The organism is Achromobacter sp. FW305-C-13 (genome assembly GCF_058783475.1).
In genome coordinates, this window is record NZ_JBYSYN010000001.1 from 2,261,515 (window position 1) to 2,276,199 (window position 14,685).

Annotated in this window: 15 protein-coding genes; 4 read left to right on the forward strand and 11 right to left on the reverse strand. The window is 66.8% G+C overall.

Annotated features, from left to right (window positions below; translation table 11 throughout):
* The first annotated feature begins 81 nt into the window (after positions 1 to 81).
* Positions 82 to 1,059, forward strand: a complete 978-nt coding sequence (locus tag AC3WMU_RS10150; protein ID WP_006224119.1) for a LysR family transcriptional regulator — start codon at positions 82 to 84, stop codon at positions 1,057 to 1,059.
* Here the strand turns inward: AC3WMU_RS10150 and AC3WMU_RS10155 are convergent.
* The 9 genes from AC3WMU_RS10155 to AC3WMU_RS10195 are packed head-to-tail and all read right to left on the reverse strand — an operon-like array spanning position 989 to position 9,500.
* Positions 989 to 1,759, reverse strand: coding sequence for an SDR family NAD(P)-dependent oxidoreductase (locus AC3WMU_RS10155; RefSeq protein WP_492282257.1), 771 nt, complete (start codon positions 1,757 to 1,759; stop codon positions 989 to 991). The genes AC3WMU_RS10150 and AC3WMU_RS10155 overlap by 71 nt on opposite strands.
* 1 nt (position 1,760) lies before the next feature.
* Entirely contained in the window at positions 1,761 to 2,459 is a 699-nt protein-coding gene (locus tag AC3WMU_RS10160) for an ABC transporter ATP-binding protein (protein WP_492282258.1), read from the reverse strand.
* Between the two features lie 10 nt (positions 2,460 to 2,469).
* Positions 2,470 to 3,243, reverse strand: coding sequence for an ABC transporter ATP-binding protein (locus tag AC3WMU_RS10165; RefSeq protein WP_006224123.1), 774 nt, complete (start codon positions 3,241 to 3,243; stop codon positions 2,470 to 2,472).
* The gene (locus tag AC3WMU_RS10170; RefSeq protein ID WP_492282259.1) at positions 3,240 to 4,241 is read right to left on the reverse strand and encodes a branched-chain amino acid ABC transporter permease; all 1,002 of its coding nucleotides are present in this window, start codon (positions 4,239 to 4,241) and stop codon (positions 3,240 to 3,242) included. Before AC3WMU_RS10170 ends, AC3WMU_RS10165 begins: the two co-directional genes overlap by 4 nt.
* A 31-nt stretch (positions 4,242 to 4,272) precedes the next feature.
* Positions 4,273 to 5,193, reverse strand: a complete 921-nt coding sequence (locus AC3WMU_RS10175) for a branched-chain amino acid ABC transporter permease (protein ID WP_427959376.1) — start codon at positions 5,191 to 5,193, stop codon at positions 4,273 to 4,275.
* A 28-nt stretch (positions 5,194 to 5,221) separates the two neighbouring features.
* Positions 5,222 to 6,403: an ABC transporter substrate-binding protein gene (locus AC3WMU_RS10180; RefSeq protein ID WP_427959378.1), complete on the reverse strand. Its 1,182-nt coding sequence runs from the start codon at positions 6,401 to 6,403 to the stop codon at positions 5,222 to 5,224.
* Between the two features lie 60 nt (positions 6,404 to 6,463).
* Complete coding sequence (locus AC3WMU_RS10185; protein ID WP_088588470.1) at positions 6,464 to 7,918, reverse strand: 2-hydroxymuconic semialdehyde dehydrogenase; 1,455 nt, start codon at positions 7,916 to 7,918, stop codon at positions 6,464 to 6,466.
* Positions 7,915 to 8,640, reverse strand: coding sequence for a class II aldolase/adducin family protein (locus tag AC3WMU_RS10190; protein WP_315135053.1), 726 nt, complete (start codon positions 8,638 to 8,640; stop codon positions 7,915 to 7,917). Before AC3WMU_RS10190 ends, AC3WMU_RS10185 begins: the two co-directional genes overlap by 4 nt.
* Positions 8,637 to 9,500, reverse strand: coding sequence for a VOC family protein (locus AC3WMU_RS10195; protein ID WP_492282260.1), 864 nt, complete (start codon positions 9,498 to 9,500; stop codon positions 8,637 to 8,639). The genes AC3WMU_RS10190 and AC3WMU_RS10195 overlap by 4 nt, the downstream gene beginning before the upstream one ends.
* Before the next feature lie 150 nt (positions 9,501 to 9,650).
* On the opposite strand from AC3WMU_RS10195, the gene AC3WMU_RS10200 reads away from it, so the two are divergent.
* Positions 9,651 to 10,364, forward strand: a complete 714-nt coding sequence (locus tag AC3WMU_RS10200; protein ID WP_492282261.1) for a GntR family transcriptional regulator — start codon at positions 9,651 to 9,653, stop codon at positions 10,362 to 10,364.
* Positions 10,365 to 10,759: 395 nt separating this feature from the next.
* Entirely contained in the window at positions 10,760 to 12,646 is a 1,887-nt protein-coding gene (locus tag AC3WMU_RS10205) for an ABC transporter ATP-binding protein (RefSeq protein WP_280029408.1), read from the forward strand.
* An 86-nt stretch (positions 12,647 to 12,732) separates the two neighbouring features.
* Here the strand turns inward: AC3WMU_RS10205 and AC3WMU_RS10210 are convergent, their stop codons facing one another.
* The gene (locus AC3WMU_RS10210; protein ID WP_492282262.1) at positions 12,733 to 13,401 is read right to left on the reverse strand and encodes a LysE family translocator; all 669 of its coding nucleotides are present in this window, start codon (positions 13,399 to 13,401) and stop codon (positions 12,733 to 12,735) included.
* A 97-nt stretch (positions 13,402 to 13,498) separates the two neighbouring features.
* Here AC3WMU_RS10210 and AC3WMU_RS10215 point away from each other — a divergent pair, with 97 nt between their 5' ends.
* Positions 13,499 to 13,981: an Lrp/AsnC family transcriptional regulator gene (locus AC3WMU_RS10215; RefSeq protein WP_006224133.1), complete on the forward strand. Its 483-nt coding sequence runs from the start codon at positions 13,499 to 13,501 to the stop codon at positions 13,979 to 13,981.
* Positions 13,982 to 13,987: 6 nt separating this feature from the next.
* On the opposite strand, the gene AC3WMU_RS10220 is transcribed toward AC3WMU_RS10215, so the two are convergent.
* Complete coding sequence (locus AC3WMU_RS10220; RefSeq protein ID WP_088588473.1) at positions 13,988 to 14,662, reverse strand: DJ-1/PfpI family protein; 675 nt, start codon at positions 14,660 to 14,662, stop codon at positions 13,988 to 13,990.
* Between the last annotated feature and the right edge of the window lie 23 nt (positions 14,663 to 14,685).

Below are 14,685 nucleotides of genomic sequence, written 5' to 3' on the forward strand. Positions count from 1 at the left end.
GGCACCGTCTACAAACCATGATACGAAGCGCCAAACTATAATTCCAATGCATTTATTTCATAGCTTTCATGCGCTTCCTACATGGACTTCCAGAAACTCAAGCATCTGCTGGCCGTCGTTGAATACGGCACGTTTTCACGCGCGGCGGAGAAGGTGAACCTGTCGCAGCCAGCCCTCAGCCGCAGCATCCAGGCGCTGGAAGCCGAGCTTGGCCTGCCGTTGCTGGACCGCGGCACGCGCCAGGTCCGCCTGACGCCGTACGGCGCCTGCGTGGCCGAACGGGCCCGCCGCATGCGCTTCGAAGAAACCGAGCTGCAGCGTGAACTGAAGACGCTGCACAGTGGCGAGTCCGGCACGCTGACCATCGGCCTGAGCCCCACGCCGGCCTCCCTGCTGCTCTCGCCCTTCCTGACCCACATGGCGGCCAACCATCCCCAGGTGCGCGTGGGCGTCGAGCTGGGCGCCACGGCGACCCTGCTGGACATGCTGCGCGGCGAGCGCATCGACGCGATGGTCTGCGACGCGCGCATGTTGTATGACGCGGCCGACATCGACGCCCGTCCGCTCGCGCCGTTGCGCGCCGGCATGGTGTGCCGCGCGGGCCATCCCATCCTGGCGCACAAACGCGTCGGCATCGAACAGATCCGGCAGTATCCGGTGGCATCCAGCACCCTCAGCCCCGAGGTGTCGCTACGGCTGGCCGAAACGCTGGGGCCCGGTGGTGCGCCCGAAGTCATGGTGACGACGCGCTGCGAAAACCTGGATCCGCTGGTGGATCTAGCCCTGCACACCGACACGCTGCTGTTGGGCGTGATCTGCGTCACCCGCCGCGAGCAAGCGGCCGGGCGACTGGTGGAAGTGCCGATCCCGCCAGACCGGCAGCGCCAGGGCCATTACGTGCTGGCGCGCCTGGCCGGACGCACGCCCTTGTCCGCGCAAGACGCGCTGTACACCTTCACGCAACAGTGCTGGGCGGACTTCGCGACGTTCACTCCGGCACGGCAACCGTATAGTTCAGCGCCAGCCGCCCCCCGTCGACGTACACCGTCTGCCCCGTGACATAGCTGGCGTCGTCTCCCGCCAGGAATACCGCCACCTTTGCCACTTCGTCCGTCTGGCCCAGGCGCTGCATCGGAATCCGGGACAGGACCGTGCGCCGGGCGGCGGGGTCGCTCGTGATGGTGGCCAGGATCTCGGTGTCAATGCTGCCCGGCCCGATCGCGTTCACCCGTATGCCATGCGGCGCCAGCGACAACGCCATCGACTTGGTCATCTGCCGCACCGCCCCCTTGCTGGCGCCGTAGGCCAGCTGGTCCGGCATCGCCAGTTCCGCCGTCATCGACGACAGCGTCACGATCGCGCCGTTCTGCCGGCCGCCCGCGACCATCGCCCGCGCCGCAGCCTGGGCCACCAGGAAGGTGCCGCGCACGTTCACATTCATGACGGCGTCCAGGTCTTCCAGCGTCAGGTCCAGGAAGTCCGCCGCGCGGATCACCCCGGCATTGCAGACGCAGATGTCCAGACCGCCCCAGCGCGCAACGCAATCGTCGGCCAGCGCCTTGGCTGCGGCCGGGTCGGTCACGTCGGCCACGAAGGCCGCCGCCCGCGCGCCCAGCCCGCGCACGGCCGCCGTCAGTTCGGCTTCCTTGCGGTCCACCAGCAGCACGTAGGCGCCCTCGTCCACGAAACGCCGCGCAATCGCCAGCCCGATACCACCCGCCGCGCCGGTGACCAGCGCTACCTTGTCCTGCAATCTCATTTCAGACTCCCACGTAGGCGGCCACCAGGTCGGGCCGCGCTGACAGTTCCGCTGAACTGCCGCGCCACACCGTCGCCCCCTTGTCCAGGATGACGTTGCGGTCGGACAGCCGCAGCAAGGCCGTGGTGTTCTTGTCCACCACGATCATCGACAAGCCTTCCGCTTTCAGTTGCGCCAGCACGCGCCAGATCTCGGCGCGCACGACCGGCGCCAGGCCTTCAGTGGCCTCGTCCAGCACCAGCAGGCTGGGGTTGGTCATCAGCGCGCGCCCCAGCGCCAACATCTGCTGCTCTCCGCCCGACAGTTGCGTGCCCAGGTTCGTGCGGCGTTCCTGCAGCCGGGGAAACAGCGCATAGACACGAGGCAGCGTCCAGCCCTGGGCGCGGCCCCGTTCGCTGGCCGTGGCCACCAGGTTTTCCTCGACGGTCAGCGTGGGAAAGATCTGGCGCCCTTCCGGCACCAGCGACAGACCCAGCCTGCCGATCCGGTATGGCGCCATGCCCCGCAACGAACGTTCGCCGTATTGGATGCTGCCCTGGCTGGCGGGCAGCAGGCCGAACAGGCACTTGATGACGGTGCTGCGGCCCATCCCGTTGCGGCCGATCAGTCCCACCACCTCCCCCTGCCCCACGTCCAGGTCCACACCGAACAGCGCCTGGCAATGGCCGTAGCCCGCCGTCAACCCGCGTATCGTCAACATGGCGGCTCCTTCATGCGTCGGCGTCGTCGCCCAGATAGGCGCGGCGCACGTCAGGGTGGTTGCGGATCGCGTCGGCGGTGCCGGTCGCGATGATCTTGCCGTAGACCAGCACGCTGATGCGGTCGGCCAGTGCAAAGACGGCGTTCATGTCGTGTTCCACCAGGACGATCGTGTAGCGGCCCTTCAGGCTTTGCAGCAAGGCGATGACGCCCGCGCTTTCCGCCGCGCTCATGCCCGCCATGGGTTCGTCCAGCAGCAGGACGGACGGTTGGCCCGCCAGCGCCATGGCAATTTCCAACTGGCGGCGCTGCCCGTAGGCCAGGCTTTCCACCGGCGCCTCGGCCACCGCGTCAAGCCGGCAGGCGCTGAGAGCCTCGCGGGCCGCCTCCACCACGTCGGCGCAATCGCGCAGCGCGGTCCAGGCCGACAGCCCGCGCCGGCGCTTGCGCAACGCCGCGAGGCAGGCGTTTTCCAGCACCGTGTAGCTGTCGAACACCGACGTCACCTGATAGGAGCGCAACATGCCCAGCGCCACGCGTTCCTGCACGGTGGCGCGCGAGACGTCCGCCGCCCCCAGCGTGACCGCGCCGCCGTCGGGCCGCAGTTCGCCCGACAACAGGTTGATCAGCGTGGTCTTGCCCGCGCCGTTCGGGCCGATCAGCGCGTGCAATTCGCCCGGCGCGACATCCAGCGACACCCCGTCGGTCGCGGCAAGCCCGCCGAAGCGGCGCACCAGATCGCGGGTAGCCAGCGCGGCGGGCGCGGCCATCGTAGCGGCCGTCATACCGACGCCTCCTTGACCTCGGCCTTGCTGGCCTGGGCCTTCTTGGCAGGCGCCTGCCCCGCCGGCCACAGCCACGCCAGCGAGCGGCCGTAGCCGCCCCGGGCCAGCATTGCGATCACCACGACCACGGGCCCCATCAGCAGCATCCAATGCTGCGTCACGCTCTTGAAGGCCTCTTCCATCAGCAGATAGGCCACCGCGCCGAAGATCGGACCCAGCACATTGCCCAGGCCGCCGATCACCACCATGACGATCAGCTCGCCGGACACCGGCCACGACATGTAGCTGGGCGAGGCGAAGGCCGTCAGGTTGGCCAGCAACAGCCCGGCGATGCCGGTCAGCACGCCCGAGGCCACATAGGCCGTCAGCCGCACGCCGAACACCGAATAGCCCAGCGCGTCCACGCGACGTGGATTGGCGTGCGTGGCGCGCAAGATCATGCCGAAGGGTGAACGCCGCAGCCGCAGCATGCCCAGGCTGGCCGCCAGCAGCAGCCCCCATGCCGCCCAATAGACCGGCTGGCTGCCGCCCAGGTCGAACAGGCCGAAGGCGCTGGCGTCGTAGATATTCAGCCCGTCGTCGCCGCCGTACTCGCGCAGGCTGACCGCCAGGAAATAGAACATCTGCGCAAAGGCCAGCGTGATCATGATGAAGCCGATGCCGGACGTGCGCAGGCATACCGTCCCGACCACCAGGGCCACCAGCGCGCACACCACGATGCACACGGCCAACTGCACCCAGCCGCTGCCGATGCCGTAGAAGCTGAGAATACCCACGGCGTAGCAACCCAGGCCCAGGAACATGGCGTGCCCAAAGCTGACCAGTCCCGCAAAGCCCAGCACCAGGTTCAGCGCCAGCGCCGCCAGCGCGTAGATCAGGATGCGTGCGCCCAACGTCACGTAAAAGGGTTCGCCCAGCCACTGCGCCACGAACGGGACGGCGGCCAGGACCAGGAACAACAGCGGCAGCACCCAGCGCCGGTACGAAGATTCTTGCATGATGGATTGCCCTTGTTCACTGGCGCGCGGATCAGCGGCGCGCCGAAAAGACCAGGCCTTGCGGGCGGAACGCCAGCACCACGGCCATCAAGACGTAGATCAGCATCGACGCCAGCGCCGGCCCCACGGCGTTGGCGACCGGCGCGTCGAACACGGCACGCAGCAGGTCCGGCAGGAAAGCGCGCCCCAACGTGTCGATCATGGCGATCAGCAGCGCGGCGATCAGCGTGCCCCGCACCGAGCCGATGCCGCCCACCACGATGACCACCAACGCCAGGATCAGTACCGGTTCGCCCATGCCCGACTGCACCGACAGGATCGGCCCCGCCAAGGCGCCGGCCACGCCGGCCAGCACGGAACCCAGCAGGAACAGCAGCGTCTTCAGCAGGTCGACATTGGCGCCCAGCACGCTGGCGATGGGCGCGTTGCTGGCGCCGGCGCGGATCAGCATGCCAAAGCGCGTGCGCTGGATCAAGAACCATGCGCCTACTGCCACCAGCGCGCCGACCCCGATGATCATCAGCCGGTAGACGGGATAGTCGTTGCCGAACAGGCTGACCGCCCCTTCCAGCGTCTGGGGCACTGCCGCGTAATACGGCCGGCTGCCCCAGATAACCGAGGCCAGCTCGTTGAAGAACATCATCAGCCCGAACGTGGCCAGCACCTGGTACAGGTGGTCGTGCCGGTACAGCGGACGTGCGATCAGCCGTTCCAGCACCACGCCCACGAATCCGCTGCCCGCCACCGCGGCCAGGATGGAGAACGTGAAAGAGCCGCTGGCGTTGTAGGCGGTGGCCCCCAGGAAGGCGCCGATCATGTAGAGCGAGCCATGCGCCAGGTTGATGAAGTTCATGATGCCGAAGATCAGGGTCAGCCCCGACGACATCAAGAACAGCAACGCACCCAGTTGCAGGCCATTGAGCAATTGCGACAGCAGCAGCGATCCATTCATCGGACGTCTCCCGAGGGCGGCCGCCCCGTCACTTCAGCGGGCAGTCCGCCACGTAGGCGTCCTGGTGGTCCTTCAGCACGGTGGCCAACTGCTTGACGCCCACGCCCTCGCCCTCTTTCACCACCTGGTAGGCATACAGGTTCTGCACGGGCATGTTGTTGGTGTTGAACCGGAACGTGCCGCGCACCGACGGAAAGGTGGCGCCCGCCGCTTTCACGGCCGTGGCCAGCGACTTGCTATCGCCCACTTTCCCGCCTTGCGCGCGCACGGCGGCGTCCAGCAGATAGGCCGCGTCGTAGCCGCCCACGGCGTACTCCGACGGCAGGCGGCCGTACTTGGCCTTGAAAGATTCGACGAACTTGCGGTTCTGCGGATTGTCCAGCGTGGTCGCCCACGGCGTGCCGTAGATCGCGCCCACGGCCTGCTCTTTCAGCGCGGTCAGCGTGTTGGAATCGATCAGGCTTTCCGAGAAGAACGGCAGCTTTTCCATCAGCCCGGCCTGGCGCAGCTGGCGCACGAAATTCACGCCCACGCCGCCCGTGTAGAAGGCGAACAGCGCATCGGGGCCGGCAGACTGCATGCGCGAAATCTCGGCCGAATAGTCCAGCTGCCCCAGCTGCGTATAGACCTCGTCGGACGGCGCCGCGCCATAGAAGCGCTTGAAGCCCGCCAGCTTGTCCTTGCCCGCCTGATAGTTGGCCGACATCAGGTAGGCGCGCTTGTAGCCCTGATCCTTGACGTACTTGCCCATGGCCTCCGACATGCTGTCGTTCTGCCACCCCAGCACGAAGAGATTCGACAGGCACATGCGGCCGGCGATGGGCGCGGGGCCGGCGTTGGTGGACAGCGCCACCACGCCGGATTCCTTGATGCGCCGCAGTTCGGCCATCAGCACATTCGAAAAACCCAGACCGACGATGACGTCGACCTTGTCCTTTTCGATGAATTTCTGCACGACCTGCGCGCCCACGTCAGGCTTGAGCTGATCGTCCTCGCGGATCACCACCGCCTTCTGCCCGCCCAGGCTGCCGCCCAACTGCTCGATGCCCAGCATCAGCCCGTCGTACTGGTCCTGGCCCAGCGCCGCCTGCGGTCCGGACAGCACGCCCGTAAAGCCTATGCGGATGTCGGCACGCGCCGATTGCGGCGCAGCCACGGCCAGGGTCGCCACCGCAGCCAGTGCGGCAAGGCCGCTTGGGATTGCTTGCATCTGATGTCTCCTTGGGGGTTGAGCGGCGGCGCCGTTCTACGCGGCGCCTGCCTTGATGCGTCAGAGCTTCACGCAGACATTGCGCAGCTCGGTATAGAACTCCAGCGAATGCACGCCGCCCTCGCGGCCGATGCCCGATTGCTTAGCGCCGCCGAACGCCGTGCGCAGGTCGCGCAGGAACCACGAATTGATCCAGCAGATGCCCACGTCCAGCGCCGCGCCCAGGCGATGGGCCGTGCCGACATTGCTGGTCCATACGGTCGCGGCCAGGCCGTAAGGCGTAGCGTTGGCCAGGGCAATGGCTTCCTCTTCCGTATCGAACGGCGCGATGTGGCAGCACGGCCCGAAAATTTCTTGTTGGATGACGGCGGACGATTCCGGCAGGCCTGTCCACACGGTGGGCTGGATCCAGGCGCCCGCGGCCAGCCCGTCAGGCATGTCCGGCACGCCGCCGCCCGCCACCACCGTCGCGCCCTCTTCGCGGGCGCGGGCGTAGTAGCTCAGCACCTTGTCGCGATGGCGCTGCGAAATCAGGGGGCCCAGGTTCACGCCGGGGTCCTTGGGCCGTCCCAGCTTGAAGCCCCGCGCCCGCTCGCCCAGCGCCGCGACGAAGCGCTCGAAGATGGGCCGCTGCACATAGACGCGCTCGGTGCCCAGGCAGACCTGCCCCGTGTTGTCGAACGCGGCACGGGCGATGCCCGCCACGGCGCGGTCGAAGTCGGCGTCCGCGAAGACGATGCCCGCGTTCTTGCCGCCCAGCTCGAACGACACGGGCCGCACGCCTACCGCCGCCGCCTGCATGATGGCTTGGCCGGTACGGGTTTCGCCCGTGAAGGTGATGCCGTCCACCAGCGGGTGGCGGCTGAGTTTTTCGCCAGCGGAATCGGGCCCGAAGCCGTGCACCACGTTGTAGACGCCGGCCGGCACGCCGACTTCGTTCATGACTTCGCCCAACAGCGTAGCGGTGCCCGGCGTGTCTTCGGACGGCTTGACCACGACCGTGTTGCCGCAGGCCAGCGCCGGCCCGACCTTCCAGGTCATCAGCAGCAGCGGCAGGTTCCACGGGCAGATCACGCCGATGACGCCGCGCGGCACGCGCACGCCGTAGTTCAAGGCGTGGCCGCCGTCCGGCGTTTCCAGGTCGAAGGTCTCGTTGGGAACGTTGCGAATCAGGTCGGCGAAGATCTTGAAGTTGGCCGCGCCGCGCGGGATGTCCAGATGGCTGGCCAGGTCGTAAGGCTTGCCGGTGTCGGCGATCTCGGCGTCGACGAAATCGTCGAAACGGCGGGTAATGCCGTCGGCCACCGCGTGCAGCAGTTCTACGCGCTGCTGCGTCTTCAGCGCGCCCCACGGGCCGCGCAGCGCCGCCTTGGCCGCCCGCACCGCGGCGTCCACTTCGGCGTCGCCGGCTTCATGCACCCGGCCGATCAGCCGGTTGTCGACCGGATCGCGGTTGTCAAAGGTTTTACCGGTCTCGACCCAGCGGCCGTCGATGAAATTGCGGAAATCGGTCATTGCGCCCTCGGTTGTGACAGGTCGGCCAGCGCGCCTTCGGGGTCGCCGGCGGTCAGGTATTCCCACATGCGTTCATAGATGCGGCCGGTGCCCACCGCGCGGGCGGCGGCCTCTGCCGGCGACAGCACCGGCGCGCCGTCGGCCAGCCCCGCCGCGCGCAATTGCCATTCGATGCGGGCGGCGTCTTCCAGATACCACGTCAGCACGGTGGCATGCAGCAGCGACTCGGCGGCCACCACGGCGCCGTTGCCGCGCATCGCGATCGCGCTGGCCGCCCCCAGGGTTTCGGCCACGCCACGCGCCTGCGCATCGCTGCGCACCAGTTGCGGGTCGTCCCACAACGGCACGGCGGGCGAAAAATAAGAGCCCATGCCGTGGCGCGCGGCCGGCGTGACGCGCGCCGAAGACAGGGTCATGACGGTGGGCGGCATGGAACGGATCACACCGCCCACGTCCGGCCGCAGCCGGTAAATGTGCTGGTGGATGCGCACTTCGCCCAGCACGCCTTCGGGCAGGTCGCCATGCACCGGCACCACCGTGCCCGCTTCGCCGGGTGCGATCAGGCCCATGGGCCGCGCCGCGCAAACCAGGAAATGGTCGGCATCCAGCCGGCTGCTGCAATGCCCGTAGGCGTGGACCAGATTGGCCCGGGCCAGCGCGCGCGCGGCGACGCGCACCAGCGCCTCCTGCCCGGCGCTGGCGTCCTTGCGCGATGCGCTCATGTCTTGAACTCCGGGATATCGGGCTTGGCGCCCCACATGCAGAACGACGACGGCACGGCGGGGAAACTGCGCGGCCGATGGGTCTTTTCCTCTTCGGCGCTGATCAGCCTGACGCCGGTGGAATACTCGTAGATCATCCCGTCCGGGCCGTCGAAATACAGGAACATCGCGCCCGAGGTCGGATGCCGGCCGGGGCCGAAACGGATCGGCACGTTCCATTCGCGCAGCTGATACCAGGCGCGCATGATGTCGTCAATGCTTTCGACCTGATGGTTGATGTGCTGCACACCCGGGTACGAGGACGGGAACAGCGCGATCTTGTGATGGACTTCATCGATGCGCAGCAACGGCGCCTCGCCGATGCGGTCGCTGACCCGGGCAGACAGCAGGCCCGTCCAGAAGGCCTCGTCGCGCCGCGGATCCAGCGTGCGCAGGCCGATATGCGAGAAGCCGGTGACGCCGGCATCACGGCCGGGAAAGTAGCGCCGTCCGCTGTGTTGCGGCGCCAGCACCAGTTCGATCCGGTTGCCGGAGGGGTCGGTGAATTGCAGGAAATCGCGCACGTAGCGCTGCTCGGCATCCTCGCGCCGCCCGGCGGCGACTTGGTAGCCGCTGCGCTCGAGCACGGCGCCGGCTTGCTCCAGTTCGTCGGGCGAATCCACTTCGAACGCGGCGGTGTGGTCGCGCGGATCGCCTTCGAAATAGCAGAGGGTGTGGTCGCGGGAGTCGGACTTGAAATACGCCGCCCCGTGTTCCTTGCGGGCAAGCTCCAGTCCCAGCACCGCGGTCGCGTAGCGCACCGCAGCGTCCAGATCACGGGTGCCCAGCCGGACGTACCGGATGTCATGTAGCCGTATCACTGCTTGTCTCCAGGTGCGCCTGCCGCCGGCATCGTGCCGGGGGAATTTTTCCGCTGGATTGGCGGCGCTTTTTTCTACGATAGGCAGCGTAAATCTCGAAGTCAACAATTTTTATCGAGATTTTTTTGGCGTAGTGCTACAGTGCTCTTCATGTCTGACGGAACCCCGCTCCCCTCGCTTGCCCACACCGCCTCGGCCAATACCCTGGTGGGCACGGCCTATGTCAACCTGCGGCGCGACATCATCCAGGGCAAGCATCCGCCCGGCTCGCGCCTGCGCGTCGAACACCTGAAAGACGATTACGGTGTGGGCGCCGGCACGCTGCGCGAAGCGCTGGCGCTGCTGGTGTCGGACGCGCTGGTGATCGCACAGGGGCAGCGCGGCTTTCACGTCACGCCCATTTCGCTGGAAGACTTCCGCGACATCACCGAAAACCGCGTGCTGCTGGAAACCGAAGCGTTGCGCCAGTCGATCGCGATGGGCGACGACACCTGGGAAAGCGCCGTTCTGGCCGCCTTCCACCGGTTGAGCAAGGCCGAGCAGCGCCTGGCCGCGGACCCGGAAGCCCGCTTCGAGGAATGGGAGCAGCGCAACCGCGAGTTCCACCGCGAACTGATCAGCGCTTGTCCATCGCGCTGGATGCATCATTTCCTGGGCATCCTGTATCAGCAGGCCGAGCGCTATCGCCGCCTGACCGTCACGCGCAAGCCCATCGCGCGCGACTTGCAGGATGAACACCAAGGCATCCTGGATGCCACGCTGGCGCGCGACGCCGACCGCGCCTGTGCGCTGCTTGCCGCGCACATCCGCCTGACTTACGACGCGGTCGCACAATTGCCCGCGGACTTGTTCACGTCGGCGTGATGGCCAGCAGGGCTTTGCCGCCGGCCAGCGCCCGAGTTGAAAAAAACCCACACTCGACGCGCCGCACGCCCTGCCCCCGTTGATTCGCCTACATCACTTCTATAGAATCAGCAATACGGGCCTTTGCCCATTTCCTTTTTTCGTCCACTCAAATCACCGACAGGGAGGCTGCATGATGACTCACCCCATGCCCAACGCCGTCCCGCGCGTGTCCCCGCGACGCCATTAAGTCGTCGCCCGCGCGGAACCATCGCTAGACCGTTACCTAGCGACCGGTCCTCCGTGCCCGCTCCAAACCCCTGAACGCAGTCGCCGGTGCCCTTGGCATCTGGCTTGTTATCCCCTCTTTCCTCACAAGGACATCCTGGCGTGTCTTGTGCCGCCAGGCCATTGTTATGGCTAGAAAAAAAATAGACTTTCGAGGACAGGCCTTTAAGGATGTCCTGGGCTTTACCTTCCGCCACTGGGGCCTGCAACCCTGGCGCACGCTCGTCATCGTGGTGCTGGCGTTGTTATCGGCCGTGGCCGATATCCTGACCCCGATGTACGCGGGCCGGCTGGTCGACGCCGTCGCGTCCGGTTCAACGGGCGACGATCTGGCCTGGAGCGCCGCCCTCACGGCCTTCTGGCTGCTGGTGGCACTGGGCGTGGGCGGCACCTTGCTGCGCCAGGCCGTGTTCCAGAACATCATCACCTTCACGTTGAAGATGATGAACGGCATCGTGTCCAACGCCTTTTACCGGGTGCAGCGCTTTTCCACCGACTGGCATGCCAACAGCTTCGCCGGCTCGACGGTGCGCAAGATCACGCGCGGCATGTGGGCCGTCGACATCCTGAACGACACGCTGCTGGTCGCGCTGCTGCCATCCGTCGTGATGCTGGTGGGCGCCACGGCCTTGCTGGGCGCGCACTGGCCGCTGATGGGGCTGGTGGTGGGCCTGGGTTCCGTGCTGTACATCGCCGTCACCGCGGCGCTGTCGCTGGGCTTCGTGGCGCCGGCCGCGCGTCTGGGCAATGCCTGGGACACGCGCATGGGCGGCGCGTTGGCGGACGCCGTCAGCTGCAACGCGGTCGTCAAGGCCTTCGGCGCGGAGACCCGCGAAGAAGTCCGGCTGGACCGCGTGGTCAACAAGTGGCGCAACCGCACCCGCCGTACCTGGGTGCGCGCCACGCTGAACGGCGGCATCCAGGGCGCGATGCTGGTGGTGATGCAGGCCGCCATCCTTGGCGCGTCGCTGCTGCTGTGGTCGCGCAACCAGGCGACGGTGGGCGACATCACCTTCACGCTGACGATGTTCTTCGTGCTGCAAGGCTATCTGCGCGACGTGGGCATGCACATCCGCAACCTGCAACGTTCGGTCAACGACATGGAGGAACTGGTGGCAATGGAACGCCAGCCTCTGGGCGTGACCGACCGCGCCGGCGCGGGTGCGATCAAGATCACCGAAGGCGAAATCCGCTTCGAGGACGTGACGTTCCGCTATGGCTCGCACAACACCGCGCTGTACGACAAATTCTCCGCGCGCATCGCGCCCGGGGAACGCGTCGGCCTGGTGGGGCATTCGGGCTCGGGCAAGACCACGTTCATCAAGCTGATCCAGCGTTTGTATGACGTGAACGACGGCCGCATCACCATCGACGGGCAGGACATCGCCCAGGTGAAGCAGGCGTCGCTGCGCAGCCAGATCGCCATCGTGCAGCAGGACCCGGTGCTGTTTCACCGCACCCTGGCGGAGAACATCGCCTACGCCAGGCCCGGCGCCACCCAGGCCGATATTGAGCAGGCCGCCCGGCTGGCCAGCGCGCATGATTTCATCATGTCGCTGCCCAAGGGCTACGACACGCTGGTGGGCGAACGCGGCGTGAAGCTCTCGGGCGGTGAGCGCCAGCGCGTGGCGATCGCGCGGGCGTTCCTGGCGGACTCGCCCATTCTGATCCTGGACGAGGCCACCTCCAGCCTGGACAGCGAAAGCGAAGTGCTGATCCAGCAGGCGATGGACCGGCTGATGGAAGGCCGCACCACGCTGGTGGTCGCGCACCGCCTGTCGACCGTGCGCGCCCTGGACCGCCTGCTGGTGATGGACCATGGCCGCATCATCGAAGAAGGCAGCCACGATGCGCTGATCCGTTTGAAGGGCGGCCTGTACCGGCGCCTGTTCGAGCGCCAGGCCCTGGAACTGACCAAGGGCATGACGGCGGCGGAACTGTTGCAGGACGGCGCCACGGCGCCTGCCGCCAAAGAGGAAGACGTGGACGAAGACGCCTACGCCTTCGGCAAGTAAGCGGCGCTGCCGTGAAAGAAAAAGGGCCTGGCGCAGCAATGCGTCAGGCCCTTTTTCTTTCTTGCCCCGCCTTGTCGCGATGCGCTTCAGGCCGGGCGTTGCGCGAACGTCAGCCGCAGGCCGAAACCGATCAGCGCGGTACCGAAGATCACGCTCTGCACCTTCTGCGCGCGCGGACTGGACGACATCCAGCGCCCCACCGCCCCGCCCGCCAGCGCGCACACCACGTCGAACGCCAAGCCGAGACTGACCAGGATGACGCCCAGCAGCGCGAATTGCGGACCGATCGGCCCATGGTCCGGCGACACGAACTGCGGCAGCAGCACCGAGCAGAACAGCAGGGCCTTGGGATTGAGCACATTCGTCAGCACGCCGGCAATCAACGCGCCGCCCAGGCCCGAGCCTCGCGGCGGCGTCTGGCCGGCAGCGTCCAGCACCACGGGCCCGGCCCGCAGCAGCCGCGCGCCCAGCCACATCAGATAGATGCCGCCCACGGTGCGCGCGGCATCGAACGCCCACGGGTGGGTCTTGAACAGGGCTGCCAGGCCCAATGCCGCCAATGTCACGTGGGCGGCGCGCGCAATGGCCAGACCGACGGCGACCGCCAACGCCTGTCCCCGGCCCCGCAATACTCCCGTTTCCAACAACAGGATCATGTCGGGCCCAGGCACCACGTACACAATCAACAAGGCCCCAAGAAACATCGCCATATCGGCCATCACCGCGCTCTCCCACGCATTCTTCAAGGCGATCATTCTAGGAAAATCGGGCTGGCATGTGCTTGCGATTCATGCCAATCCGATTACCATGGCTGGCATATTCATCTTCTTCATTAATCCATTTCTTAAATCTATGCCAAAACGCGACCTGGATGCTTACGACCGGCGCATTCTCGAGGCCCTGCAGCAGAACGGCCGCCTGACCAATGTGGAGCTTGCCGAGCAGATCGGCCTGTCGCCCTCGCCCTGCCTGCGCCGCGTGCGCATGCTGGAAGAAGCGGGTGTGATCCAGGGCTACGAGGCCCGGCTGGCGCCGGACGAGGTCGGCCTGGGCCTGACCGTGTTCGTCGGCGTCAAGGTGGAGCGGCACCACGAACGCGATGCCGAACAGTTCCGCAAGGAAGTCAGTGCGCTGCCGGAAGTCATCGCCGCGCACCTGGTGTCCGGCGAATCCGACTTCCTGCTGCAGGTCGTAGTGCCCGACCTGCGCGGTTACGAGCGCTTCCTGCTGGGCACACTGCTGAAGCTGCCGGGCGTCAAGGACATCCGCAGCAACTTCGCCATCCAGACGGTCAAACCGCAAAGCCCGCTGCCGCTGGACCATCTGGGCAAGTAACCCGCCCTAGGGCATGGCCGCCGCCGCCCGGTCCACCGCGGCGCGCCGCCGATCGAACCGCGCCTGCGACATCTCCAGGTAACGCTGGACCACCGCCGGCTCGGACGTCTTGGGCGTGCCGCCGGGAAACGGCGGCTTGGGGTCGTATTCGATCTGCAACTGAATGAGCTTGGCGACGTCGTCGCCGCAAAGCGCCGCGACGACCTTCAGGCCCATGTCGATGCCCGAGGTCACGCCGCCTGCGGTGTAGGTGTTGCCGTCCACGCACAGGCGCTCGTCAGTAGGGATGGCGCCAAAGCGCGACAACAGTTCGCGCGCCCGCCAATGGCTGGACGCCCGCTTGCCGCGCAACAGCCCGGCCGCACCCAGCAGCAGCGACCCCGTGCAAATACCAAACAGATATTGCGCGTCTTGCCCCTGCTTGCGCGTGAATGCCACCCAATCGGGGTCAACAATGGCATCATCCGTGCCCGGCCCGCCGGGCACGACCAGCAGATCGCAGGGCGGCGCGGACGCCAGCGTCTGGGTGGGCACGAATTGCAATCCGCGATCGCACCGTACCGGATCCCGCGTTTTTGCGACAAAATCCACGGTGAAGCCCGGCGCGTTCGCCAGGACCTCATAGGGGCCGGTCATATCCAGCTGGGTCAGCCCTTCGAATAAGAGAATATTCACATGCATGACGATGCTCCTTCAAGAACGCC

What these genes read in the sequence shown, in the direction of transcription:
- AC3WMU_RS10150 (WP_006224119.1), top strand. Translation starts at nt 82, where the DNA reads ATGGACTTCCAGAAACTCAAGCATCTGCTGGCCGTCGTTGAATACGGC.
- AC3WMU_RS10155 (WP_492282257.1), bottom strand. Translation starts at nt 1,759, where the DNA reads ATGAGATTGCAGGACAAGGTAGCGCTGGTCACCGGCGCGGCGGGTGGT.
- AC3WMU_RS10160 (WP_492282258.1), bottom strand. Translation starts at nt 2,459, where the DNA reads ATGTTGACGATACGCGGGTTGACGGCGGGCTACGGCCATTGCCAGGCG.
- AC3WMU_RS10165 (WP_006224123.1), bottom strand. Translation starts at nt 3,243, where the DNA reads ATGACGGCCGCTACGATGGCCGCGCCCGCCGCGCTGGCTACCCGCGAT.
- AC3WMU_RS10170 (WP_492282259.1), bottom strand. Translation starts at nt 4,241, where the DNA reads ATGCAAGAATCTTCGTACCGGCGCTGGGTGCTGCCGCTGTTGTTCCTG.
- AC3WMU_RS10175 (WP_427959376.1), bottom strand. Translation starts at nt 5,193, where the DNA reads ATGAATGGATCGCTGCTGCTGTCGCAATTGCTCAATGGCCTGCAACTG.
- AC3WMU_RS10180 (WP_427959378.1), bottom strand. Translation starts at nt 6,403, where the DNA reads ATGCAAGCAATCCCAAGCGGCCTTGCCGCACTGGCTGCGGTGGCGACC.
- AC3WMU_RS10185 (WP_088588470.1), bottom strand. Translation starts at nt 7,918, where the DNA reads ATGACCGATTTCCGCAATTTCATCGACGGCCGCTGGGTCGAGACCGGT.
- AC3WMU_RS10190 (WP_315135053.1), bottom strand. Translation starts at nt 8,640, where the DNA reads ATGAGCGCATCGCGCAAGGACGCCAGCGCCGGGCAGGAGGCGCTGGTG.
- AC3WMU_RS10200 (WP_492282261.1), top strand. Translation starts at nt 9,651, where the DNA reads ATGTCTGACGGAACCCCGCTCCCCTCGCTTGCCCACACCGCCTCGGCC.
- AC3WMU_RS10205 (WP_280029408.1), top strand. Translation starts at nt 10,760, where the DNA reads ATGGCTAGAAAAAAAATAGACTTTCGAGGACAGGCCTTTAAGGATGTC.
- AC3WMU_RS10210 (WP_492282262.1), bottom strand. Translation starts at nt 13,401, where the DNA reads ATGATCGCCTTGAAGAATGCGTGGGAGAGCGCGGTGATGGCCGATATG.
- AC3WMU_RS10215 (WP_006224133.1), top strand. Translation starts at nt 13,499, where the DNA reads ATGCCAAAACGCGACCTGGATGCTTACGACCGGCGCATTCTCGAGGCC.
- AC3WMU_RS10220 (WP_088588473.1), bottom strand. Translation starts at nt 14,662, where the DNA reads ATGCATGTGAATATTCTCTTATTCGAAGGGCTGACCCAGCTGGATATG.